This window comes from Pseudomonas fluorescens (assembly GCF_902498195.1).
Classification (GTDB): domain Bacteria; phylum Pseudomonadota; class Gammaproteobacteria; order Pseudomonadales; family Pseudomonadaceae; genus Aquipseudomonas; species Aquipseudomonas fluorescens_BU.
Genome location: NZ_CABVIY010000005.1, coordinates 231,887 through 255,764, shown reverse-complemented (window position 1 = coordinate 255,764; position 23,878 = coordinate 231,887). Strand labels below are relative to the sequence as shown.

Here is a 23,878-nt window from a genome sequence, read left to right as displayed (position 1 = left end):
GCGCTAAAAGGGAGCAAAAACCGGGGTAATCGTCGTGAATCCTGTCAGGTGCAACTAATTCTCAAGAAATGGGTTGCACCTTGTTTGATTTGACGAATAGCATTCGCGCCCAAGGTGCAACCCGTCCGGAAGGCGGATGCATCGGCTGATGGCTTTCCTGGGGAAACATCAGTCCTAAATGCGCGGCATCCTGAATCGTCTGGCAAACATCATCGTTTGCGAGCGGTTCACCCGCCGCCGCTACATAAAAACAAAGCCAGGGCGTCACTTAATGAGCGTAAGCAATCCAACCCTGATCACGTTCGTGATCTACATCGCAGCAATGGTGCTGATCGGCTTCATGGCCTATCGTTCCACCAACAACCTTTCTGACTACATCCTGGGCGGTCGCAGCCTGGGCAGTGTCGTAACCGCACTGTCTGCCGGTGCTTCCGACATGAGCGGCTGGTTGTTGATGGGCCTGCCGGGCGCCATCTACATGTCCGGTCTGTCCGAAAGCTGGATCGCCATCGGCCTGATCGTCGGTGCCTACCTGAACTGGCTTTTCGTCGCCGGCCGTCTGCGCGTGCAGACCGAGCACAACGGTGATGCCCTGACACTGCCGGACTATTTCTCCAGCCGGTTCGAAGACAAGAGCGGCCTGCTGCGGATCATCTCCGCCGTGGTGATCCTGGTGTTCTTCACCATCTACTGCGCTTCCGGCATCGTGGCCGGCGCCCGTCTGTTCGAAAGCACCTTCGGCATGTCCTACGAGACTGCGTTGTGGGCCGGCGCTGCGGCGACGATTGCCTACACCTTCGTCGGCGGTTTCCTGGCCGTGAGCTGGACGGACACCGTACAAGCCACGCTGATGATCTTCGCCCTGTTGCTGACGCCGATCATCGTGCTGCTGGCCACCGGCGGCGTCGACACTACGTTCCTGGCCATCGAGGCGCAGGATGCCAGCAACTTCGACATGCTGAAAAACACCACCTTCATCGGCATCATTTCGCTGATGGGCTGGGGCCTGGGCTACTTCGGTCAGCCGCACATCCTGGCGCGTTTCATGGCGGCGGATTCGGTCAAGTCGATCGCCAATGCCCGACGCATCTCCATGACCTGGATGATCCTGTGCCTGGGCGGCACCGTTGCGGTCGGTTTCTTCGGTATCGCGTACTTCTCGGCACACCCTGACGTGGCCGGTCCCGTGACCGAAAACCATGAGCGTGTGTTCATCGAGCTGGCGAAAATCCTGTTCAATCCATGGATTGCCGGTGTGTTGCTGTCGGCCATTCTGGCGGCCGTGATGAGTACGTTGAGCTGCCAGTTGCTGGTGTGCTCCAGTGCCTTGACCGAAGACTTCTACAAAACCTTCCTGCGTAAATCGGCTTCCCAGCTGGAGCTGGTCTGGGTCGGTCGCGCCATGGTGCTGCTGGTTGCACTGATCGCCATCGCGATGGCCGCCAATCCGGAAAACCGCGTGCTGGGCCTGGTCAGCTACGCCTGGGCCGGTTTCGGTGCCGCCTTCGGTCCGGTCGTGCTGATCTCGGTGATCTGGAAGGACATGACGCGTAATGGCGCACTGGCCGGTATCCTGGTGGGCGCGATCACGGTGATTGTCTGGAAGCATTTCGAACTGCTGGGCCTGTACGAAATCATCCCTGGTTTCATCTTCGCCAGCCTGGCGATCTACATCGTCAGCAAGCTGGGCACGCCGACCGCCGGCATGCTTTCGCGCTTCGCTGCTGCCGAGGCAGATTTCCGCCTGAACAAGTGATGGGGAGGAGCTGAGGCTCCGAGCCAAGGCTTGAACAAAAACGGCCCGCTTCCTTTTGGAGGCGGGCCGTTTTTTTTGGCTGCTTGAAACCCGATGTGGGCCGATACCGCCTTGAGCTGCCCGCTCAGCCGCGAACCCCTGACTTGCCGTCCGGTAAAAGGTAAACTTCCCGGCCTTCGCAGGAGCAGCCATGAATTATCGTCACGCCTTCCATGCCGGCAATCACGCCGATGTGTTCAAACACCTGACCTTGACCCGCCTCATCGCCCTGATGTCACGCAAGGAGCAGCCGTTTGCCTATCTCGATACACACGCCGGCATTGGCCTGTATGACCTTCAGGGTGATCAGGCCAGTCGTACCGGCGAGTACCTGGAAGGTATCGCGCGGTTGTGGGATCAGCCGGACCTGCCGATCCTGACGGCCGACTACATGCAGGTACTGCACGAGATGAACCCGGATGGCCGGTTGCGCTATTACCCGGGTTCGCCGGAGTTGGCGCGGCGTTTGACCCGTGCGCAGGATCGTGTGCTGCTCAACGAAAAGCATCCCGAAGACGGCGTATTGCTCAAGGACAATATGGCGGGTGATCGCCGGGTCAAGGTGCACCTGGGCGAAGGCTGGCATGTGCCGCGTGCCCTGTTGCCGGTGCCGGAGAAGCGCGCGGTGATGCTGATCGACCCGCCGTTCGAAAAGCTCGACGAGATGCAGCGTTGCGCGGCGTCGTTGAAAGAGGCGATTGGCCGGATGCGCCAGACTGTGGCGGCGATCTGGTACCCGGTGAAGGATCAGCGTGCCTTGCGTCGTTTCTATCAGGACCTGGCCGGCACCGGCGCGCCGAAGTTGTTGCGCGTTGAGCTGCTGGTACACCCGCTGGACACGCCAAACAGCCTGAACGGTTCCGGCCTGGCGATTGCCAATCCGCCGTGGGGGCTGGAGGAGGAGTTGCGTGAGCTGCTGCCGTGGCTGGCCGAGAAGTTGGGACAGACCCAGGGCGGGTGGAAAATGGATTGGTTGATTGCTGAGTAAGGCTAATCGACAAGCAAAGATCAAAGGATCGCAGCCTTCGGCAGCTCCTGCAGGGGTTCACATAGTCCTGTAGGCGCTGCCGAAGGCTGCGATCTTTTGTTTTGAGCGCTTAGATAGGGCAGGTCACGCCTGTACCGCCAATCCCGCAATAGCCTTCCGGATTCTTGGCCAGGTATTGCTGGTGATAAGCCTCGGCAAAGTAGACGGTCGGCGCCTGGTCGACTTCGGTGGTGATCTCGCCGAAACCGGCCTTGCTCAGCTCCGCCTGGAAGGCTTGCTTGCTGGCCTGTGCCTCTTCCAGTTGCTCCGGCGTGGTGCAGTAGATCGCCGAGCGGTACTGGGTGCCAATGTCGTTACCCTGGCGCATGCCCTGAGTAGGGTTGTGCAGTTCCCAGAACATCTTCAGCAGCGCTTCGTAGCTGACTTTCTCCGGTTCGTACACCACCAGCACGACTTCCGTGTGGCCCGTCAGGCCAGAACAGACTTCTTCGTATGTCGGGTTCGGGGTAAATCCGCCGGCGTAACCGACAACGGTGCTGACGACGCCTTCGCGTTGCCAGAACCGCCGCTCGGCGCCCCAGAAACAACCCAGGCCGAAGATGGCGAACTCGACATTGTTGAAGAACGGGCCCAGCAACGGCATGTCTTCGAAGACGAAATGCTTCTCGGGCAAGACCATCGGGGTTTCGCGGCCAGGCAGAGCTTGTTCTTTGGTAGGGAGCACGTTTTTGTTCACCAGGATTTCCGAGCGCAGAACCATGATCAGTCCTCTCAGTCAGGTTGAAATAATTAGGGGTGCAGTTTGCCTGAGTGTTGTGTTGCTGTCAGGCGATCGGGCCGCGCGGGTAGCGTTTGAGTTTCTCTATCAGATCGGCGCCCGGGATCGGTTGGTCGAACAGGTAGCCCTGGCCAACGTCACAGCGGTGGCGACGCAGGAAGGCCAGCTGCGCGGCGGTTTCGATGCCCTCGGCCACGACCTTGAGCTTCAGGTTGTGGGCCATGGCGATCACCGCGGAGGTGATTTCCATGTCGTCCTGGTTATCCGGGATTTCGTGGATGAAGCTTCGATCGATCTTGATGATGTCGATGGGGAATTTTTTCAGGTAACTGAGCGACGAGTAACCGGTGCCGAAGTCGTCCATCGCCAGGGTCAGGCCCAGGCGCTTGAGCTGGTCGAGTTGCAGGTGGGTGTCTTCGGTGGCCTCCAGCAACAGGCCCTCCGTCAGCTCAAGCTCCAGCAGGTTCGCCGGCAGGGCTTCTTCCTTGAGGATGTTGGCGATAGACGCCACCAGGTCCGGGTCGGAAAACTGCTTGGGTGACAGGTTGATCGCCACCTGGAGATTGCCCAGCCCGGCGGCGGTCAGTTCCTTGCTCATGCGGCAGGCCTGGCGGGCGATCCATTTGCCAATCGGGATGATCAGGCCGGTTTCTTCCGCGACGCTGATGAACTGGTCGGGCCGGATCATCCCTTTTTCAGGGTGATCCCAGCGCAGCAACGCTTCCATGCCCAGCAAGCGTCCGCTGCGCAGGCAGAGCTTGGGCTGATAGAACACGTCCAGTTCATTCTGGGTCAGGGCGCGGCGCAAATTGTTCTCGACGAACAGTTTGTAACTGGCCTCGGCGTTCAGCGCCTCGGTGAAGACTTGCACCTGGTGTTTGCCGTTGGCCTTGGCCTTGTGCAGTGCCAGCCCGGCGTTACGCATCAGGGTTTGCGGGTCGCGGCCGTGCAGTGGCGCGCACGCGAGGCCCACGGAGCCGGTCACGCTGATCAACTGGTTGTCGACGAACATCGGCTTGTCGAGGGTGGCCAGCAACTGGCTGGCGACCTGTTGGCCGGTGTGCAGATCGGTGTTGTCCAGCAGTACCGCAAACTCGTTACTGGCAAACCGCGCCAGGCTGCCGCTCGGGCTCAGGCTGTTGCGCAGGCGCCGGGCGAGGCTGATCAGCAGCTTGTCGCCGGTCTGGTGGCCGAGGCTGTCGTTGATCCGCTTGAAGTTGTCGATGTCGACCAGCAGCAGGCTGATGGGGGCATCGCTGTCCCGGGCGAAACGTTCATCGAGGTTGCGAATGAAGGCCGGGCGATTGCCGAGGTTGGTCAGGTTGTCGGTGTAGGCCAGGCGCTCGATGCGTTGCTGGGCCAGCTTGGTCTGGGTGATGTCCTCGTAAATGCCGATGTAGTGGGTCAGTTCACGGTTGTCGCCATAGACCTTGGAGATCGACAACTGGCCCCAGTAGGGTTCGAGGTTTTTGCGGCGGCTCTTGAATTCGCCCTGCCAGCTGTTGCTCTTGGCCAGTGCGGAAGGCGCGTCGAACAACAATTCGCTGAGGTTCTCCAGCGCCGGCAGTTCGGACAGGCGCTGGCCGTGGACTTCTTCGGTGCTGTACTGGGTGATCGCCGTGAAGCTTGGGTTGACGTACTCCACCACGCCGTCGCAGTTGACCAGCAAGAAGGCGTTGGCGCTTTGCTCGACCGCACGCTGGAACAGGTGCAGGGCGCTGGTGGCGGTGCGCCGGTTATGGTTGCTGATGACCTGGGCGAACTGGTCCGCCAGCTCACCGGCAAAGGCGATTTCATCCGACTGCCAGGCGCGGGTGGCACCGGTTTGTTCAAGGCACAGCACGCCGACCACCTGGCCGTCGACGCGGATGCTGGCGTCGAGCATTGCATTGACATCGCGCGGGCGCAGGCTTTCGGCCATTTCGCGGGTACGAGGGTCGCGCATGGCGTTGTGGGCATCGATGGCGCGGCCGGTGTGCAAGGCGTCGAGGTAGTCGGGAAAACCGCTGACGTCGATCGGCTGCGGCAACAGGTAGTCCTGGCTGGCGCGGTGAAACGCCGAAATCGGCACCAGCATCGAACCTTCGAGGTTCCACAGGCTGGCACAGTCGATTTCGTAGATCTCGCAGGCGCTGCGGGTGATCAGTTCAGCGGCTTCCTGCAGGGAGTTGTTGCTGCTGTAGCGCTGGCGGGTCAGCAGCAGGATAAGGTCTTGCTGCGCGCGGACCCGGTCCAGATGCAGCAGTTGCTCCTGCTGGGCACGCTGGTTGAGCTCCAGGGCGATTTGCAGGCGCGAGTTCTGGGTTTCCAGGTCCAGCGCGGGTAGCAAGGGGTCATCTTCGAACAGGCCGTCGATGACCAGCAGGTAACCGCGCAACAGGTGTCGGTTGTGCTGTTTGTAGGCTTCGCCCAACTCCAGCAGATTCAGCGAGCCTGTGGCGGTGTGCAAGGTATAGCGGATCAGGTAATGAGGGGCTTCGCTCAGTTGCTGCTGGATGGCGTCGTGCATCTGATAACGCGCTTCCGGCTCCATCAGGCTGGCGTACGGCGAGCCGACCAGGGCACACAGCTCCATGGCCGGCAAGCCGAACTGTCGTTCGCAATTGGGATCGAGAAACAGCAGCGCCCAGCTTGGTTCATTCAGCCGTTCGAAACGCAGCATGCCGAGCCGCGAGGGCACAGGCAATTGCGTCACTACCTCGGCCACCATACGGCTGGCGGCATCGGGTTGGCTTTTCATAGGGAGAGAAACTCGCTTCGTATTTGCTGAACGCGCCGGGCTCTCGCCCTCTTTACTGTTGCCTGCGGCAAGGTTGCATCATTGCGACACCGACTGACAAGAGACATGAAGGCCAAGTGCTATAAGAATATGTCGGCAGAAGGGAAGATTTCTCCAGTCAACGACAAAAAGTCATGCTTTTGAGCAAATTTCAGCCCGATTCAATTCAATGCGCGTCGATTGCAACAGGTTGCCATCCCGATCGTGATAACGCACATGAATCTCTTCTGAATCGACTATCAAATGCGCGAAGTTGTCCTGGCTGATCACCTTGCCGTTGAGTTGATGCCGGTAATCGCCGGCGGCGGTTCGCGCCAGCGGTTGGTCAAATATGAAAGTGGAGTTTTTGGCGTAGGGCAACAGTTTGCTGTTGCACAGAGGGGACGAGACGATGGTATGCACTTCGAAGTCCGAATCCTCGCTGTGGGTCAGGCGACTGGTCAGGGAACCGTGGACATCGCCGCAGATGAAAATCACGTTCCTGATCCTGTGGGTGCGAATGGTCTCCAGCAACCGCAGTCGTTGCTCGGGAAAGGCTTCCCAGGCGTCATCAGCCGGGCGTTGGCGGTCGGGGTAAAACATGACGCTGGTGACGACGAACTTGATTCGGGCGCGGCTGTGGATCAACCAGTGGCACAGCGTCTGTTCCTGTTCGATATCCAGGATGCGTCGATCGTTGGCCGCGAGGCTGCGTCGGGTGCGGCTGTCGGTGACGAACCAGTCGATGTCGCCATGGGTGAACTGATACCAGTATTGTTTCAATGGGTGACTGATCTGCCCCTCTTCATTCAGTTGATGAGCCGGGCCGTGACTGGCTTGATACAGCTCATAGGCCGTGATGGCGTTTTTGTACAAATGTTCATCGTGCCTGCTTTTATTGGCTGGCCAGTTATCTTCGATTTCATGGTCGTCGAGGATCATGTAAGTCGCCATGCAGGACATCAACTTTGCAATGTGCGGTTGGGAAAAAGCGGTGCGGTACTTGGCGAGTATTTCCTGATATTCCCGATCGGGGGCGATGAAGTTCAAGTCATCGACATAGACCTGGTCGCCGGTCATCAACATGGCGCTGATGGGCGGTGTGGCGCGCTGCGCCAACGTTGAAATGGAGGCGAAGATCCGGTCTCCCAGGTGCGGGGCCCATGGCACGCCGGCGGTCATGCTCAAGTAGCGGCATGAACCGATAATGTAGGCCCGTGGTGTAGTGGGCTGGCTCGATGGCGTGCGCAAGCGAAAGACGTCCCCAGGCCATTGCAATGGCAGGTCCTGTACGGTTTCGAGTGTGTGCCCCGGGTTCGTGGGGCTGAACCAGCCGGCCTGGTACTCGTATTCGGTATCGGCGGCCAGATCATGAAGAACAATAACGTCGGACATGTCGCGCAGGTTCATCAATTGTCTGAACCTGGCTTTGTTCCAGCGCTCGTCACCGATCCTTCGATAACGGATGCCGGCAAATACCGAGGCACCTGATTGCCATTCTCCGCGTACGAAGATGCGCGCTTGATGGGGTGTAGTGTGGCCAATGATCGGCCCGACTGTTGGCTTGAGCATGTTGGAGTTCATTCGCTATTCCATTGATTCAACGTCACCGGTCGACTGGCTGACAGGCGCAGTCGAGAGCCAAGGCTAGTGATTGAATCCCGGAAAATATCGAGCTGAAATGGACTTGAGTTGTGGGCGATATCAGCCACAAATGTAGGACGGACCGCTTGCTGGAAAAACGCCGGGCAAAAAAAAGCCCCGCCAAATTGGCGGGGTTGAGGTACGAGCGTGGCGCTCGGAAAACATGAAGCGCGACAGGCCCTCCAGCGAAGGAGGGCCGGCCGGGATTACAGCAGGATGGTGCGGATGTCCGCCAGCAGGTCGCTCAGACGCTTGGTGAAGCGTGCAGCAGCGGCGCCGTTGATCACACGGTGATCGTAGGACAGCGACAACGGCAGCATCAGTTTCGGCTGGAAGGCTTTGCCGTCCCAGACTGGCTGGATGGTTGCCTTGGAAACACCGAGGATCGCCACTTCCGGCGCGTTGACGATCGGCGTGAAGCCGGTGCCGCCAATGTGGCCGAGGCTGGAAATGGTGAAGCAGGCGCCTTGCATCTCGTCCGACGAGAGCTTCTTGGTCCGGGCTTTTTCAGCCAGGGAAGCGGCCTCGGCGGCCAGTTGCAGCAGGCTCTTCTGGTCGACGTTCTTGATGACCGGTACCAGCAGGCCATCCGGGGTGTCGACGGCGAAGCCGATGTTCACGTACTTCTTGCGGATGATGGCTTTGCCGCTTGGCGCCAGCGAGCTGTTGAAGTCCGGCAGTTCCTTGAGCAGGTGCGCGCAGGACTTGAGCAGCAACGGCAGGATGGTCAGCTTGACGCCGGCCTTCTCTGCAACGGCTTTCTGTGCGTTACGGAACGCTTCCAGCTCGGTGATATCCGCCGAGTCGAATTGCGTCACGTGCGGCACATTCAGCCAGCTGCGGTGCAGGTTGGCGGCGCCGACCTGCATCAGGCGGGTCATCGGCACTTCTTCGATTTCACCGAAGCGGCTGAAGTCCACGACCGGGATCGGCGGAATGCCCGCGCCACCGGTTGCGCCGGCGGCAGCGGCTGGCGCTTCCTTGGCCTTCTGCATCATGGCCTTGACGTAAACCTGCACGTCTTCTTTCAGGATACGACCGTGCGGACCGCTGGCACCCACGGCGCTCAGCTCGACGCCGAATTCGCGGGCCAGTTGGCGGACTGCCGGGCCTGCGTGAACCTTGGCGCCAGGCTTGGCCGGTGCGGCAGCCGGAGCAGCCGCTGGAGCCGGTGCTGCAGCAGCGGGGGCGGCGGCCGGAGCAGGTGCGCTCGGAGCAGCAGCAGGTGCCGCAGCAGCAGCCGGAGCAGCGCCCTTGACCTTCAACTTGAGGATCAGGTCGCCGGTGCCGACTTCGTCATCCAGCTTGATGGAAACGCTTTCCACCACGCCAGCGGCAGGCGATGGAATTTCCATGCTCGCCTTGTCGGATTCCAGGGTGATCAGCGACTGGTCGGCTTCAACGCTGTCGCCGGCCTTGACCAGCACTTCGATGATCTTGGCCTTGCCTGCCGAACCGATGTCCGGGACGTGGATGTCCTGAACGCTGTCGGCGACCGGAGCAGCCGGAGCTGCCGCAGGAGCAGGCGCGGCGGCAGCGGCCGGAGCAGCAGCCTGGGCTGGAGCGGCAGCCGGTGCAGCAGCACCCGCCACTTCCAGGTCCAGGATCAGGTCGCCAGTGCCGACTTCGTCGTTGAGCTTGACGCTGATGGCCTTGACCACGCCAGCGGCAGGCGACGGGATTTCCATGCTGGCCTTGTCGGATTCCAGGGTGATCAGCGACTGATCAGCCTCGACGGTGTCGCCGACCTTGACCTGGATCTCGATGATCTGGGCCTTGCCCGACGAACCGATATCCGGCACGTGCACTTGCTGAACCGAAGCGGCGGCTGGCGCAGCAGCAGGCGCTGGAGCAGCAACTGGAGCGGGTGCAGCTTCTGCTTTCGCTGCAGGCGCAGCGGCAGCCGCAGGGGCCGCGGCTGCGGCACCTTCGACTTCCAGCTCCAGCAGTTCGTCGCCTTCTTTCAGGCGGTCGCCCAGCTTCACTTTCAGGCTCTTGATGATACCGGCCTTCGGCGCCGGCACTTCCATGCTCGCCTTGTCCGATTCCAGGGTCAGGATGCTCTGATCGGCTTCGATACGGTCGCCGACCTTCACAAACAGTTCAATTACTTCACCTTCACCGCTGCCGATGTCAGGTACGCGAATGAGTTCGCTCACAGAATCTCTCCTCAGCAGTCCAGTGGGTTGCGTTTTTCCGGGTCGATGCCGAACTTGGCGATGGCTTCAGACACCACCTTAGGTTCGATATCGCCACGGTCAGCCAGTGCTTCAAGGGCTGCCAACACCACGAAATGACGGTCGACTTCGAAGAAATGACGCAGTTTCTTGCGGCTGTCGCTGCGGCCGAAACCGTCGGTGCCCAGGACTTTGAATTCCTTGGACGGTACCCACTGACGGATCTGCTCGGCGAACAGTTTCATGTAGTCGGTAGAGGCGATGACCGGACCTTTACGGCCGTTCAGGCACTCCTCAACGTAGCTCAGCTTAGGCTTCTGGCCAGGGTGCAGACGGTTGGTGCGCTCGACGGCCAGGCCATCGCGACGCAGTTCGTTGAAGCTGGTAACGCTCCACACGTCGGCGCCGACGTTGAACTCTTCGCGCAGGATCTTCGCCGCTTCACGGACTTCACGCAGGATGGTGCCGGAGCCCATCAGCTGAACGTGGTGCGCCGCCTCGCGGTTGTCTTCCTCGAGCAGGTACATGCCCTTCTTGATGCCTTCTTCGGCACCGGCCGGCATGGCTGGCTGCTGGTAGGACTCGTTCATCACGGTGATGTAGTAGAAGACGTCCTGTTGCTCTTCGGTCATCTTCTTCATGCCGTCCTGAATGATCACCGCCAGCTCGTAGCCGTAGGTTGGATCATAGGTGCGGCAGTTCGGGATGGTGGCAGCCAGCAGGTGGCTGTGACCGTCTTCGTGTTGCAGGCCTTCACCGTTCAGGGTGGTACGGCCGGCGGTGCCGCCGATCAGGAAGCCACGGGTGCGGCTGTCGCCAGCGGCCCAGGCCAGGTCGCCGATACGCTGGAAGCCGAACATCGAGTAGAAGATGTAGAACGGCAGCATTGGCTGGTTGTGGCTGGAGTACGAAGTACCGGCAGCGATGAAGGAGCTCATGGCGCCCGCTTCGTTGATGCCTTCTTCGAGGATCTGGCCCTTCTTGTCTTCCTTGTAGAACATCACCTGGTCTTTATCGACTGGCTCGTAGAGCTGGCCGACCGAGGAGTAGATGCCCAACTGACGGAACATGCCTTCCATACCGAAGGTACGGGCTTCGTCCGGGATGATCGGAACGATGCGCGGGCCGATGTCCTTGTCCTTCACCAGCTGCGCGAGGATCCGCACGAACGCCATGGTGGTGGAAATTTCGCGGTCGCCCGAACCGTCCAGGATAGCCTTGAGGGTATCGAGTGGTGGCGTCGGTACGGCGAAGCTTTGTGCGCGGCGCTGTGGTACGAAACCGCCCAGGGCAGTGCGGCGCTCGCTCAGGTAGCGGGCTTCGGCGCTGTTTGGCTCCGGCTTGAAGAACGGCAGGTTCTCCAGCTCTTCGTCCTTGACCGGGATGTCGAAGCGGTCGCGGAACAGCTTCAGGCTGTCGACGTCGACTTTCTTGGTGTTGTGCGCGGTGTTCTTCGCTTCGCCGGCACCGGTGCCATAACCCTTGATGGTCTTGGCCAGGATGACGGTCGGTTGTTCTTTGTGGTTGACCGCTTCGTGGTACGCCGCGTAGACCTTGTACGGGTCGTGGCCGCCACGGTTGAGTTTCCAGATCTCGTCGTCGGACAGGTCTGCAACCATCGCCTTGAGTTCTGGCGTGTTGAAGAAGTGTTCACGGACGAACGCGCCGTCTTTGGCCTTGTAGTTCTGGTACTCGCCGTCGATGACTTCGTCCATGCGACGTTGCAGGATGCCGTCGACGTCCTTGGCCAGCAGTGGGTCCCAGAAACGGCCCCAGATGACTTTGGTCACGTTCCACTGAGCACCGCGGAACACGCCTTCGAGTTCCTGGATGATCTTGCCGTTGCCGCGAACCGGGCCGTCGAGGCGCTGCAGGTTGCAGTTGATGACGAAGATCAGGTTGTCGAGCTTCTCGCGGCCAGCCAGCGAGATGGCGCCCAGGGATTCCGGCTCGTCACACTCGCCGTCGCCCAGGAAGCACCAGACTTTTTGCTTGCCGGCAGGAATGAAGCCACGGGCTTCCAGGTACTTCATGAAGCGTGCCTGGTAGATCGCCTGGATCGGGCCCAGACCCATGGATACCGTCGGGAACTGCCAGAAGTCAGGCATCAGCCAAGGGTGCGGGTAGGACGACAGGCCCTGACCGTCGACTTCCTGGCGGAAGTTGTTCATCTGGTCTTCGGTGATGCGGCCTTCCATGAACGCACGGGCATAGACGCCAGGCGAGGTGTGGCCCTGGAAGTAGATCAGGTCGCCGCCGTGTTCGTCGGTCGGGGCCTGGAAGAAGTAGTTGAAGCCGATGTCGTACAGGGTCGCGCTGGATGCGAAGCTGGAGATGTGACCACCCAGGTCAGAATCTTTCAGGTTCGTACGCATTACCATGGCCATCGCGTTCCAGCGCACCAGCGAGCGAATGCGGCGTTCCATGAACAGGTCGCCAGGCATGCGTGCTTCGTGGGTTACCGGGATGGTGTTGCGGTAAGGCGTGGTGATGGCGTAAGGCAATTGCGAGCCGCTGCGGGTCGCGAGTTCGCCCATACGGGTCATCAGATAGTGAGCACGGTCTTCGCCTTCTTTGTCGAGAACCGATTCCAGGGCGTCCAGCCATTCCTGGGTTTCGACGGGATCGAGGTCTTGCATGGCTTGCTCCAGGGCGGAAAGGCTACCAGAATCGGTTGCCTGAGTTAGCGACTGGCCTTGTGGGCAGACGTTATGAATTCTTGGATTGCCGATAGGTTGTTCCGGCGGTGTGTAGTTTTACTACAAATCATCCGGCATTTCAGCCTTACTAATGTATATACGAGTAGTAAAACTACAGATGAGCGGCTTGTGGCCCCCGGCTGCGTTGTGAGAATAATCGTTAAGGTTGGTCTTTTTCCAACCCGAAAAGGTGAAAGTTTGATGTTGGCTGCCAAAAACGAAGAGATTTCAGCTATTTCTAACTTTTGTTCGACAGTCCTCCAGGTAGTGCATTCCTACAAAACACTACATGCGGCCCATTACACGCCGATCAAGGATAGACCATGAGCCTTCCTTCGCTTGCCGAACTGCCCTCCATCCTGCTGCCGTTTGTCACCCGCGCCGAGCAGTCGTTCCGTGCTGCCGCGGCCGTCCTGGATGATGATCACGGCCTGTCCACCTGGACGCCCGGGCGCTGGGCGCAATTTGCCCGCGTGACCGGCGCCAGTGATTTCGTGGCCGAACACATCGCGCGGGATCCGCTGATGCTGCTGACGCTGGTGCAATCCGGCGAGCTCGATCGCGCTTATGCGCCCGGCGAGCTGTGTGCGCAGATTGCCGAGGCGGTGAGCACTGCCGAAACCGATGACGCGCTTGGTCGCGCCTTGCGCCGCCAGCGCGCCCGTCATCAGGTGCGGATCATCTGGCGTGACCTGACCCGCCAGGCGGACCTGATCCAGACCTGTCGCGACCTCTCGGACATGGCCGATGCCAGCATCGATCAGGCCTATCAGTGGTTGTACGAGCGGCATTGCCAGCAATTCGGTGTGCCCACGGGGCGGCGCAGCGGCGAACCACAGCAAATGGTCGTGCTCGGCATGGGCAAGCTCGGCGCCGTGGAGCTTAATCTGTCGTCCGACATCGACCTGATCTTTGCCTACCCCGAAGGTGGCGAAACGGTTGGCGTGAAACGTCCGCTGGATAACCAGGAGTTTTTCATCCGTCTCGGCCAGCGCCTGATCAAGGCCCTGGACCCGATGACCGTCGACGGCTTCGTGTTTCGCGTCGACATGCGCTTGCGGCCTTATGGCTCGTCGGGTGCGCTGGTCCTGAGTTTCAACGCGCTGGAGCAGTATTACCAGGATCAGGGGCGTGACTGGGAGCGCTACGCGATGATCAAGTCGCGGGTGGTGGCCGGCGACCAGGTGGCCGGCGCGCAACTGCAAGAGATGCTGCGGCCGTTCGTTTACCGGCGCTATCTGGATTTCTCGGCGATCGAAGCGCTGCGCACCATGAAGCAACTGATCCAGCAGGAAGTGCGACGCAAGGGCATGGCCGACAACATCAAGCTCGGCTCCGGTGGCATTCGCGAGGTGGAGTTTATCGCCCAGGCCTTCCAGCTGATTCACGGCGGTCGCGACCTGAGCCTGCAGCAACGCCCCCTGTTGAAGGTGCTGAGCACGCTGGAAGGCCAGGGTTACCTGCCGCCGGCGGTGATCAGCGAGTTGCGCGAAGGCTACGAATTCCTGCGTTACACCGAGCATGCGATCCAGGCGATTGCCGACCGCCAGACCCAGATGCTGCCCGACGGCGCCCAGGATCAGGCGCGCATTGCCTTCATGCTGGGCTTTGCCGATTGGCCGGCATTTCATGAAAAGCTCATGTACTGGCGCGGTCGTGTGGCCTGGCACTTCGGTCAGGTGATCGCTGATCCCGACGAGGAGCAGGGCGCTGAAAGCGAAGTCGTCGTTGGCGGTGAGTGGCTGCCCTTATGGGAAGAGGCCCAGGACGAAGAGGCGGCCTGCCGGCAGTTGCAGGAGGGCGGCTTCGCCGACGCCACCAAAGCGTTGAAGGCACTGGCCAGCCTGCGCGGCAGCCCGCAATTGCGCGCCATGCAGCGTCTGGGGCGCGAACGCCTCGATGCTTTCATCCCGCGCTTGCTCGCCCAGGCCGTTGAACATGCCAACCCCGATTTGGTGCTGGAACGCGTGTTGCCCCTGGTGGAAGCCGTGGCGCGTCGCTCTGCGTATCTGGTGTTGCTGACCGAAAACCCCGGCGCGTTGCGGCGTTTGCTGACCTTGTGCGCGGCGAGCCCATGGATCGCCGAACAGATCACCCGCTTCCCGTTGCTGCTCGATGAGCTGCTCAACGAAGGCCGCTTGTTCAAGCCGCCCCTGGCGCCGGAACTGGCGGCCGAGTTGCGCGAGCGCCTGACGCGGATTCCCGAAGACGACCTTGAACAGCAAATGGAAGCCTTGCGGCATTTCAAGCTGGCGCACCGCTTGCGCGTGGCCGCCTCGGAAATCGCCGGCAACCTGCCGTTGATGAAGGTCAGCGATTACCTGACCTGGCTTGCCGAGGCGATTCTGGAGCAAGTGCTGGCCCTGGCCTGGCGCCAGACCGTGGCCAAGTACGGTACGCCACTGCGCACCGACGGTACGTTGTGCGATCCCGGCTTTATCATTGTCGGTTATGGGAAAGTCGGCGGCCTGGAACTGGGGCATGGTTCGGACCTGGATCTGGTGTTCATCCACGATGGCGATCCACAGGCGGAAACCGACGGACCCAAATCGATCGATGGTGCGCAATTTTTCACCCGGCTTGGGCAGCGGATCATTCATTTGCTGACGGCCCAGACCAATTCCGGGCAATTGTATGAAGTGGATATGCGCCTGCGTCCATCCGGTGCGTCGGGGTTGCTGGTGAGTTCGCTGGGGGCGTTTGCCCGCTACCAGGAGAACGAAGCCTGGACCTGGGAGCATCAGGCGCTGGTGCGGGCGCGCGTGCTGGTGGGCAGCGAGGATGTCGGCCGGGCGTTCGAGCAGGTTCGCGCGTCGATTCTCGGCAAGGCGCGCGACTTGCCGACCTTGCGCCAGGAAGTCAGCGAGATGCGGGCCAAGATGCGCGATAACCTCGGGAGCAAGGGTACTGCGGCCGGTACGGCGGCAAATGCCTTTGAGGCCACGGCGCCGTTCGATCTCAAGCAGGACGCCGGAGGTATCGTCGATATTGAATTTATGGTGCAATACGCGGCCCTGGCGTGGTCCGAGACGCACCCGCCATTGCTGCGCTGGACTGACAATATCCGCATTCTGGAAGAGCTGGAACACGAAGGGCTGATGCCCGCCGAAGATGCCAGTCTGTTGCGTGAAGCCTATAAAGCTTACCGCTCCGCCGCCCATCGGCAGGCCTTGCAGAAGGACCCCGGGGTGATACCGGGCGATCAGTTCGCGGACGAACGGCGACAGGTCATGCGGATCTGGCGTGAGCTGGGGCTAAGCTGATTCTCCATATGGGAAGCGCCGAAAGCCCATGTGGGAGCGGGCTTGCTCGCGAAGAGGCCATCACATCCAGCTTATCGGGTGACTGATACTCCGCCTTCGCGAGCAAGCCCGCTCCCACAATAGATCTGCAGTGTCTTGTAGAATTCTCGAGGCGGGGAGGCGTATGCCTCCCCGGATCGTTTTTGGAAACCACATGAAAATTCTGATCGTTGGGCCCAGCTGGGTCGGTGACATGGTGATGGCGCAGACACTGTTTCAGTGCCTGAAACAACGCCACCCGCAATGCGAAATCGACGTGCTGGCCCCCGAGTGGAGCCGGCCGATTCTTGAACGCATGCCCGAAGTACGCCAGGCCTTGAGCTTTCCGCTCGGCCACGGCGCACTGGAGCTGGCGACGCGCCGGCGTATCGGCAAATCCCTGGCCGGCCAGTACAGCCAGGCGATCCTGTTGCCCAATTCCCTGAAGTCGGCGCTGGTGCCGTTTTTTGCCGGCATTCCAAAACGCACCGGTTGGCGCGGCGAGTTCCGCTATGGCCTGCTCAACGATGTGCGCACGCTGGACAAAGCGCGTTACCCGCTGATGATCGAGCGTTTCATGGCCCTGGCCTACGAGCCTGGCCTGGAGCTGCCCAAGCCTTATCCGCGACCGAACCTGCAAATCGACCCGGTGACCCGCGAGGCTGCACTGGCCAAGTTCGGCCTGGTCCTCGATCGCCCGGTGTTGGCGCTGTGCCCCGGTGCCGAGTTCGGCGAGTCCAAGCGCTGGCCGTCCGAGCATTACGCCAAAGTGGCCGAGGCGAAGATTCGCGAGGGTTGGCAAGTCTGGTTGTTCGGTTCGAAAAACGATCATGCCGTGGGTGAAGACATCCGGTCGCGGCTGATTCCCGGTTTGCGTGAAGAGTCGGTGAACCTCAGTGGCGGTACCTCGCTGGCCGAGGCGATCGACTTGCTGTCCTGCGCCGACTCGGTGGTGTCCAACGACTCCGGCCTGATGCATGTCGCCGCCGCGCTGAATCGCCCGCTGGTGGCGGTTTACGGCTCGACGTCTCCAGGTTTCACGCCGCCGCTGGCCGAGCATGTCGAGATTGTGCGCCTGGGCATCGAATGCAGCCCGTGCTTCGACCGCACGTGCCGTTTCGGTCATTACAACTGCCTGCGCCAGCTGATGCCGCAAGCGGTGAGCGAAGCCTTGCAGCGTTTGCAGGGCACTGTGGTCGAGGTCAAATAGTTTGCGGGTACTGCTGATCAAGACCTCATCGCTGGGCGACGTGATTCACGCGTTGCCGGCGCTGACCGATGCGGCGCGGGCGATTCCCGGCATCACCTTCGACTGGGTGGTGGAAGAGGGTTTCGCCGAAATTCCCACCTGGCACCCGGCGGTGGGCAAGGTGATTCCGGTGGCGATCCGGCGCTGGCGCAAGCATATCTGGCAGACCATCAAGAGTGGCGAGTGGAAGCGCTTCAAACAAAGCCTTCGCGCCACGAAATACGATCTGGTCATCGATGCCCAGGGCCTGCTCAAAAGCGCCTTGCTGACCCGCTACGTCAAAGCCCCGATTGCCGGGCTGGACAAAGATTCCGCCCGTGAGCCGATTGCCGCGCGCTTCTATTCCCGACGCCTGGCCGTGGCCCGTGGGCAGCATGCAGTGGAGCGGGTGCGCCAGCTGTTCGCCGTGGCGCTGGGCTATGACTTGCCCAAGGGGCTGGGCGATTACGGCCTGAACGTCGAGCGCCTGGTGGAACTGCCGCGCAAGAATCCGTACGTGCTGTTCCTGCACGGCACTACCTGGGACACCAAGCATTGGCCCGAAGCCTATTGGCGCGAACTGGCCGAGCGCGTCGGCTACCTGGGTGTCGGGGTCAAGCTGCCGTGGGGCAACGCGGTCGAAAAGGCCCGCGCCGAGCGCATCGCCAAGGACATGAAACACGTCGAAGTGCTGCCCAAGTTGAATCTGGCGGGCGTCGGAAAAGTGCTGGCCGGCGCGCAAGCCTGCGTCGCGGTGGACACCGGCCTAGGGCATCTGGCCGCCGCGCTGGACGTGCCGACGCTGTCGCTGTTCGGCCCGACCAACCCCGGCCTGACGGGCGCCTACGGCAAGTCGCAGATCCACCTGGCCAGCGACTTCCCCTGCGCGCCGTGCCTGCAAAAGAAATGCACTTATCAGCCGACGGCCGAAGATGCCAGCCGGTTTGACCTCAAACGCGAGTGGCCGCTGTGCTTCACCCGCCTGAATCCCGAGCGTGTCGCCAGCCGACTGAGCACGTTGTTACTCGCCGAGGAGCTGCGCTGATGCAATTGGCCTTTGTCCTGTACAAGTATTTTCCCTTCGGTGGCTTGCAGCGCGATTTCATGCGCATCGCCCTGGAGTGCCAGAAGCGCGGGCACCGGATTCGCGTCTACACACTGATCTGGGAAGGCGAGGTGCCGCCCGGGTTTGAAGTGCTGGTGGCGCCGGTCAAGGCGTTCTTCAACCATCGGCGCAACGAAAAACTCAGCGAGTGGATGGAAGCCGACCTGGCCAAGCGTCCGGTCGACCGGCTGATCGGCTTCAACAAGATGCCCGGCCTGGACGTCTACTACGCTGCCGACGGCTGCTTCGAAGACAAGGCGCAGAACCTGCGCAATTCGCTGTACCGCCGCTGGGGTCGCTACCGCCACTTCGCCGAGTACGAGCGCGCGGTGTTCGCCAAGGACGCCAAGACCGAAGTGCTGATGATTTCCGAAGTGCAGCAGCCGCTGTTCATCAAGCATTACGACACGCCGCTCGAACGCTTTCACTTGCTGCCGCCGGGCATCGCCCAGGACCGTCGCCGGCCGGCGAATGCGGACGAGATTCGTGCCGGGTTCCGTGCCGAATTCAAGCTCAAGGACGATGAGCTGCTGATGGTGCAGATCGGCTCGGGCTTCAAGACCAAGGGTGTGGATCGCAGCCTAAAGGCGCTGGCCGCGTTACATCCGGAATTGAAGGCGCGGACCCGGCTGTTTGTAATCGGCCAGGACGACCCCAAATTGTTCCAGATGCAGAGCGCTGCATTGGGGCTTGGCGACAATGTGACGTTCCTCAAGGGCCGCAGCGATATTCCGCGCTTCCTGTTGGGCGCAGACCTGTTGATCCACCCTGCATACAACGAAAACACCGGGACCGTATTGCTTGAAGCGCTGGTGGCCGGGTTGCCGGTGCTGGTGAGTGCGGTCTGTGGTTATGCCCATTACATCGCCGAGGCCGATGCCGGCCTGGTGCTGGACGAACCTTTTGACCAGGCGCAACTGACGCAGTACCTGACCGGCATGTTGAACGACGCTCAAGCACGGGCGGCCTGGAGCCGCAATGGTCTGGCCTTCGCCGAGACGGCCGACCTCTACAGCATGCCGCAGCACGCGGCCGATGTGATTCTGGCGGAGCACGCTTAAATGAAGTTGATGTTGGCTGAACCGTTCAAGAGCCTCTGGGCCGGACGCGATCCGTTCGCCGAAGTCGAGGGGCTCAAGGGCGAGGTGTACCGCGAACTGGAAGCTCGCCGCACCCTGCGCACCGAAGTGAACGGCCAGGGCTTTTTCGTGAAGATCCACCGTGGCATCGGCTGGGGCGAGATTTTCAAGAACCTGATCACCGCCAAATTGCCGGTGCTCGGTGCGGGCCAGGAGTGGAAGGCCATCCAGCGCCTGCAGGAGGTCGGGGTACCGTCCATGACGGCCGTCGCTTATGGCGAGAAGGGCAGCAATCCGGCGGACCAGCATTCGTTCATTGTCACTGAAGAGCTGGCGCCCACCGTCAGCCTCGAAGATTTCAGCATCAACTGGCGCAAGCAGCCGCCCGAGCCAGCGCTCAAGCGTGCGCTGATCGCTGAGGTGGCACGTATGACCGGCATGATGCACCGCGCCGGGGTCAACCATCGCGACTGCTATATCTGTCACTTCCTGTTGCACACCGATAAACCCGTGACGCCCGGGGACTTCAAGCTCTCGGTCATCGACCTGCACCGCGCCCACACCCGCCCGGCCATTCCACGGCGCTGGCGCAACAAGGATCTGGCGGCGCTGTATTTCTCGGCCCTGGATATCGGCCTGACCCGTCGCGACAAACTGCGCTTCCTCAAGGGTTACTTCCAGCAGCCGCTACGGCAGATCCTCAGTGAAGAGGCCGGGTTGCTGGGCTGGCTCGAAGGCAAGGCCAACAAGCTCTACGAGCGCAAACAGCGATACGGGGACGCCCTCTGATGGCAGGCTGGACGCTGGAACCTGCTTACAGTGATCTCGCGCAAGACTTCGGCAGCCTTGACGCTGTGTTTGCGCTTCAGGGCGAGCGCCTGACCCGCGACCCGCTGTCGGAGGTCATTCGTGTTCAGCGCAATGGCGTCAACTATTACGTCAAACGCTATGTGGGTGCAGGCAAGGGCCTGCGTCGCTACCTGGGCAAGCCCCGGGTGAAAATGGAGTGGCAGAACCTCAAGCGCTTCGCCAAATGGGGCATTCCCACCGCCGAAGTGGTGGCCTGGGGCCTGGAGCGGCGGGGGGCGGCCTATGATCGTGGGGCGATGATCACCCGCGAACTGCCGCACACCGAAGACTTGTCGGCCCTGGCCGAGCGGCACGACCCGAAACTGGCGGACCGCGCCTGGGTCGATACCGTCAGTCGCCAGCTGGCCAGCCACACGCGGACCATGCACGAGCACCGCTTTACCCATAACGATTTGAAGTGGCGCAACCTGCTGATCGACGACCAGGCCCGGCTGTTCCTGATCGACTGCCCCAACGGTGATTTCTGGAGCGGTTTCTGGCTCAAGTACCGCATCACCAAGGACCTGGCGTGCCTGGACAAAGTGGCCAAGTATCAATTGTCGGCCACCCAGCGCCTGCGCTTTTACCTGCAATACCGCCAACGGACCCGGCTCAATGCCGCGGATAAAAAACGGATCCGGCACGTGGTGAGATTTTTCGAGGGACGCGAATGACTGATTTTCTGGCCGCTGAAGACCGTGCACTCCTTGAGCGTCACGGCCTCGGCACATTCGACGCGCTCTGGGCCCGGCAGCTCGATGCCGTGGACGAGCCCAACACCGTTCGCGGTGGCTGGAGCAGCGTGTTTCGACTGGATCTGGAGGGTCACGGCTTCTACCTCAAGCGTCAGAGCAACTACCAGATGCACACCTTGCACGCGCCGTTTGGCGAGCCGAGCTTCGCCCGGGAATTTCGTAACATCAGCCGCTATGAGCAACTTGGCATTCCAGCGCTGAAGGCGGCGTTCTTTGGTGAGAGGAAGGTCAACGGCGAGGTCCGGGCGATTTTGCTGACCCGTGCCCTGGACGGCTGGGATGATCTGGATTCATTGCTGCAGCGTTGGTCGGACCTGAGCGAGGCGCAACATCGCGCGATTCTTCAAGCCTGCGGCAAGCTGGCGCAGCGCCTGCACGGCAAGCGGCAGGTGCATGGCTGTTTTTATCCCAAGCATATCTTTCTGTGCGCCAGCGGCGACGGCTATCAGGCTCAACTGATCGATCTGGAAAAGACCCGGCCCTTGCTGTTCGGTCAGCGCGACCGGGTCAAGGACCTGGAACCGCTGTTGCGGCGGGCGCCCGAATGGAGTGAAGCGCAGCTGCGCATTTTGCTGGCCGCTTACCTCGATCAACCGCAGGACGGTTCACTGATCGATAGCTGGCTGAATCGCCTGACGGCGCGCCGCAGTCACAAGGAGAAGCGTTGATGCGTTTGTCCGAACTGAAAAACGCAGGCCGCAATCCGGCGCTGCCGTTGAACCTTTCGCTGGCCGATGCCGCCGGACCGGCGGATTTGCAATTGCTGAGCCTGTTGCGGGTGTTGCCCGGGCAGCGTTATGTCGGTGCGGGTGTCTGGCGGGGTCGTCCGGTGCTGGCCAAGTTGCTGGTGGGTAGCAAGGCGGCACGGCATTTTCAGCGTGAGCTCAATGGCGTGCGCCTGCTCGCCGCGCAAGGGTTGACTACGCCGTTGCTGTTGGCTGACGGTCTCAAGGACGGCGAAGGCGGTTGGCTGCTGTTCGAATTTCTGGAAAACGCTGCAAGCCTGGGCGACGCCTGGAAGCAGGTCGAGCATTTGCCGGTGCTGGCCGATGAGCAATCGGCAGTTCTGGCCGAGGCCCTGGGCGCGATCGGTCAGATGCACCGCAAGGGCCTGTGGCAGGAAGACCTGCACCTGGACAACTTGCTGCGCCAGGGCAGTCGACTGTATTTGATCGACGGTGCCGGGGTCTGCGCCGAAACGCCTGGCCAGCCACTGTCGCGGCAGAAAGTCCTGGAAAACCTCGGTGTGTTTTTTGCCCAGTTGCCCAAGGCATTGGAGCCGTTCACCGAAGAGTTGCTGGTGTATTACCTGCTGAGCAATGGCGAGCACGCCCTGCCCATGGAAGCGTTGCAGAAGCAGGTCGACAAGGTGCGCAGCTGGCGCCTCAAGGATTACCTGATCAAGGTCGGGCGCGAGTGCACGCTGTTCAGCGTCCAGCGCGGCGCGTTCGGACTGCGGGCCATTCGTCGCGAGGAAGAAGCGGCCATGCTGCCGGTGCTGGAGCGGGCCGATGCGCTGCTCGATCAGGGGCACCTGTACAAGACCGGTGGCACGGCGAGCGTCGGCAAGGTCGAGGTGGGTGGCCGCACGCTGGTGATCAAGCGTTACAACATCAAGGGTTTTGCCCACTGGCTCAAGCGCTTCTGGCGTCCGAGCCGGGCCTGGCATTCCTGGCGCGAAGGCAATCGCCTGGCGTTCCTCGGCATCGCGACACCCAAGCCGCTGGCGGTGCTGGAGAAGCGTTTTCTGTGGTTGCGCAGTCGGGCTTTCCTGGTCACTGAGCATCTGCCGGGACCGGATATCATCGAGCGCTTCGCGCCTTATGTTGAAAGCGGCGATGCTCCAGAGACCGAGTTGCTGGCGCTTGATCATCTGTTCGCAGAGCTCATTCGCGAGCGCATCAGCCACGGCGACTTCAAGGGCCACAACCTGTTCTGGCAGGAAGATCGCTGGGCGTTGATCGATCTGGATTCGATGTGCCAGCACCGTTCCTCCAACAGCTTTGCCCCGGCGTATGCGCGGGATCGGGCGCGGTTCATGCGCAACTGGCCTGAGGCAAGTGCGCTTTATCAAGCCATTGATCAGCGTTTGCCCAAAGACATTTCCAACGCTTCCTGAATCGCCTTCGCGAGCCAGCCCGCTCCCACAGTGAATGGTGTTCACACATCGAACTGTGGGAGCGCGAAGGCGCCGGATCAGTCTCCGGAGATCGGGGACAAGTTCTTATGAATCGTCCTACGCGACTTTGGGAAGTGATGAACTGTGGCCTGATTGACCACGATGCTAGCTTGCCTGACGTTCTCGGAGGGCAGACTTTGACTATAGGAAAGGCAGTCGCATCAGGTGCAATCTCACTCGCTTTGTCCGGCTGCGGAACCGTCGCGACGGTGTTGCAGGACGACGCCGCCGCGGCCCAGGGGCTTCGCAGGCAAAAAACCTATTGCCAGTCCATCCCCCGGGTCTACAGCGGGCTGGCCTATGACTTTTGCGTATTGAATGCGCCGCCCGACCCCACGGGAGTCCTCGTACCACTGGTTTTGCTGGACCTGGCCCTGTCCGGCGCACTCGATACCGTGGCCCTGCCATACACGGTTTACCGTCAGGGTCAGGATGGCAACATCAGCATTTACTGGCGCCCTGCTCGCGGCTAAACAATGCCAAGGTTCCCCCCGCCTTCTCTCGCCGCTTGCCGCTAGAGGCTTGTAGCTGCTTTTAAGCTATAATCCCGCCCTTTAGCTGCC

General features: G+C 61.1%; 16 protein-coding genes. 11 read left to right on the top strand and 5 right to left on the bottom strand.

Annotation, left to right across the window (positions count from 1 at the left end; all coding sequences use genetic code 11):
* Positions 1-271 precede the first annotated feature (271 nt).
* Entirely contained in the window at positions 272-1,756 is a 1,485-nt protein-coding gene (gene putP / locus F8N66_RS19905; RefSeq protein ID WP_150771821.1) for a sodium/proline symporter PutP, read from the top strand.
* Positions 1,757-1,946: 190 nt separating this feature from the next.
* Positions 1,947-2,783 carry a 23S rRNA (adenine(2030)-N(6))-methyltransferase RlmJ gene (locus tag F8N66_RS19900; RefSeq protein ID WP_150771820.1) on the top strand — a complete coding sequence of 279 codons (837 nt, stop codon included), beginning with the start codon at positions 1,947-1,949 and terminating at the stop codon, positions 2,781-2,783.
* Positions 2,784-2,892: 109 nt separating this feature from the next.
* On the opposite strand, the gene msrA is transcribed toward F8N66_RS19900, so the two are convergent.
* The 5 genes from msrA to aceE form a co-directional block, all read right to left on the bottom strand.
* A complete protein-coding gene (gene msrA / locus F8N66_RS19895) occupies positions 2,893-3,543 on the bottom strand; it encodes a peptide-methionine (S)-S-oxide reductase MsrA (RefSeq protein WP_150771819.1) in 651 nt (216 codons plus the stop codon).
* A 64-nt stretch (positions 3,544-3,607) separates the two neighbouring features.
* Positions 3,608-6,301, bottom strand: coding sequence for a GGDEF and EAL domain-containing protein (locus F8N66_RS19890; RefSeq protein WP_150771818.1), 2,694 nt, complete (start codon positions 6,299-6,301; stop codon positions 3,608-3,610).
* 171 nt (positions 6,302-6,472) lie between these two features.
* Positions 6,473-7,891 carry an alkaline phosphatase D family protein gene (locus F8N66_RS19885; protein ID WP_150771817.1) on the bottom strand — a complete coding sequence of 473 codons (1,419 nt, stop codon included), beginning with the start codon at positions 7,889-7,891 and terminating at the stop codon, positions 6,473-6,475.
* 278 nt (positions 7,892-8,169) lie between these two features.
* Positions 8,170-10,122 carry a dihydrolipoyllysine-residue acetyltransferase gene (gene aceF, locus F8N66_RS19880; protein ID WP_150771816.1) on the bottom strand — a complete coding sequence of 651 codons (1,953 nt, stop codon included), beginning with the start codon at positions 10,120-10,122 and terminating at the stop codon, positions 8,170-8,172.
* A gap of 11 nt (positions 10,123-10,133) precedes the next feature.
* Positions 10,134-12,779 carry a pyruvate dehydrogenase (acetyl-transferring), homodimeric type gene (gene aceE / locus F8N66_RS19875; protein ID WP_150771815.1) on the bottom strand — a complete coding sequence of 882 codons (2,646 nt, stop codon included), beginning with the start codon at positions 12,777-12,779 and terminating at the stop codon, positions 10,134-10,136.
* A gap of 383 nt (positions 12,780-13,162) precedes the next feature.
* Here aceE and glnE point away from each other — a divergent pair, with 383 nt between their 5' ends.
* From glnE to F8N66_RS19830, 9 genes are all read left to right on the top strand, one after another.
* Positions 13,163-16,102, top strand: coding sequence for a bifunctional [glutamate--ammonia ligase]-adenylyl-L-tyrosine phosphorylase/[glutamate--ammonia-ligase] adenylyltransferase (gene glnE, locus F8N66_RS19870; protein ID WP_150771814.1), 2,940 nt, complete (start codon positions 13,163-13,165; stop codon positions 16,100-16,102).
* Positions 16,103-16,295: 193 nt separating this feature from the next.
* Positions 16,296-17,330, top strand: coding sequence for a lipopolysaccharide heptosyltransferase II (gene waaF / locus F8N66_RS19865; RefSeq protein WP_150771813.1), 1,035 nt, complete (start codon positions 16,296-16,298; stop codon positions 17,328-17,330).
* Between the two features lies 1 nt (position 17,331).
* Positions 17,332-18,393, top strand: coding sequence for a lipopolysaccharide heptosyltransferase I (gene waaC, locus F8N66_RS19860; protein ID WP_150771812.1), 1,062 nt, complete (start codon positions 17,332-17,334; stop codon positions 18,391-18,393).
* Positions 18,393-19,514, top strand: a complete 1,122-nt coding sequence (locus F8N66_RS19855) for a glycosyltransferase family 4 protein (protein ID WP_150771811.1) — start codon at positions 18,393-18,395, stop codon at positions 19,512-19,514. The genes waaC and F8N66_RS19855 overlap by 1 nt, the downstream gene beginning before the upstream one ends.
* Positions 19,515-20,321, top strand: coding sequence for a lipopolysaccharide core heptose(I) kinase RfaP (rfaP, locus tag F8N66_RS19850; RefSeq protein ID WP_150771810.1), 807 nt, complete (start codon positions 19,515-19,517; stop codon positions 20,319-20,321).
* Entirely contained in the window at positions 20,321-21,055 is a 735-nt protein-coding gene (locus F8N66_RS19845; protein WP_150771809.1) for a lipopolysaccharide kinase InaA family protein, read from the top strand. The genes rfaP and F8N66_RS19845 overlap by 1 nt, the downstream gene beginning before the upstream one ends.
* The gene (locus F8N66_RS19840; protein WP_150771808.1) at positions 21,052-21,804 is read left to right on the top strand and encodes a lipopolysaccharide kinase InaA family protein; all 753 of its coding nucleotides are present in this window, start codon (positions 21,052-21,054) and stop codon (positions 21,802-21,804) included. The genes F8N66_RS19845 and F8N66_RS19840 overlap by 4 nt, the downstream gene beginning before the upstream one ends.
* A complete protein-coding gene (locus F8N66_RS19835) occupies positions 21,804-23,255 on the top strand; it encodes a lipopolysaccharide kinase InaA family protein (protein ID WP_150771807.1) in 1,452 nt (483 codons plus the stop codon). Before F8N66_RS19840 ends, F8N66_RS19835 begins: the two co-directional genes overlap by 1 nt.
* A 197-nt stretch (positions 23,256-23,452) precedes the next feature.
* On the top strand, positions 23,453-23,788 hold the full coding sequence (locus tag F8N66_RS19830) for a YceK/YidQ family lipoprotein (protein WP_224790509.1): 336 nt from the start codon (positions 23,453-23,455) through the stop codon (positions 23,786-23,788).
* Positions 23,789-23,878 lie beyond the last annotated feature (90 nt).

Coding starts and splice junctions, on each gene's coding strand:
- putP (WP_150771821.1), top strand. CDS start 272: ATGAGCGTAAGCAATCCAACCCTGATCACGTTCGTGATCTACATCGCA.
- F8N66_RS19900 (WP_150771820.1), top strand. CDS start 1,947: ATGAATTATCGTCACGCCTTCCATGCCGGCAATCACGCCGATGTGTTC.
- msrA (WP_150771819.1), bottom strand. CDS start 3,543: ATGGTTCTGCGCTCGGAAATCCTGGTGAACAAAAACGTGCTCCCTACC.
- F8N66_RS19890 (WP_150771818.1), bottom strand. CDS start 6,301: ATGAAAAGCCAACCCGATGCCGCCAGCCGTATGGTGGCCGAGGTAGTG.
- F8N66_RS19885 (WP_150771817.1), bottom strand. CDS start 7,891: ATGCTCAAGCCAACAGTCGGGCCGATCATTGGCCACACTACACCCCAT.
- aceE (WP_150771815.1), bottom strand. CDS start 12,779: ATGCAAGACCTCGATCCCGTCGAAACCCAGGAATGGCTGGACGCCCTG.
- glnE (WP_150771814.1), top strand. CDS start 13,163: ATGAGCCTTCCTTCGCTTGCCGAACTGCCCTCCATCCTGCTGCCGTTT.
- waaF (WP_150771813.1), top strand. CDS start 16,296: ATGAAAATTCTGATCGTTGGGCCCAGCTGGGTCGGTGACATGGTGATG.
- F8N66_RS19855 (WP_150771811.1), top strand. CDS start 18,393: ATGCAATTGGCCTTTGTCCTGTACAAGTATTTTCCCTTCGGTGGCTTG.
- rfaP (WP_150771810.1), top strand. CDS start 19,515: ATGAAGTTGATGTTGGCTGAACCGTTCAAGAGCCTCTGGGCCGGACGC.
- F8N66_RS19845 (WP_150771809.1), top strand. CDS start 20,321: ATGGCAGGCTGGACGCTGGAACCTGCTTACAGTGATCTCGCGCAAGAC.
- F8N66_RS19840 (WP_150771808.1), top strand. CDS start 21,052: ATGACTGATTTTCTGGCCGCTGAAGACCGTGCACTCCTTGAGCGTCAC.
- F8N66_RS19835 (WP_150771807.1), top strand. CDS start 21,804: ATGCGTTTGTCCGAACTGAAAAACGCAGGCCGCAATCCGGCGCTGCCG.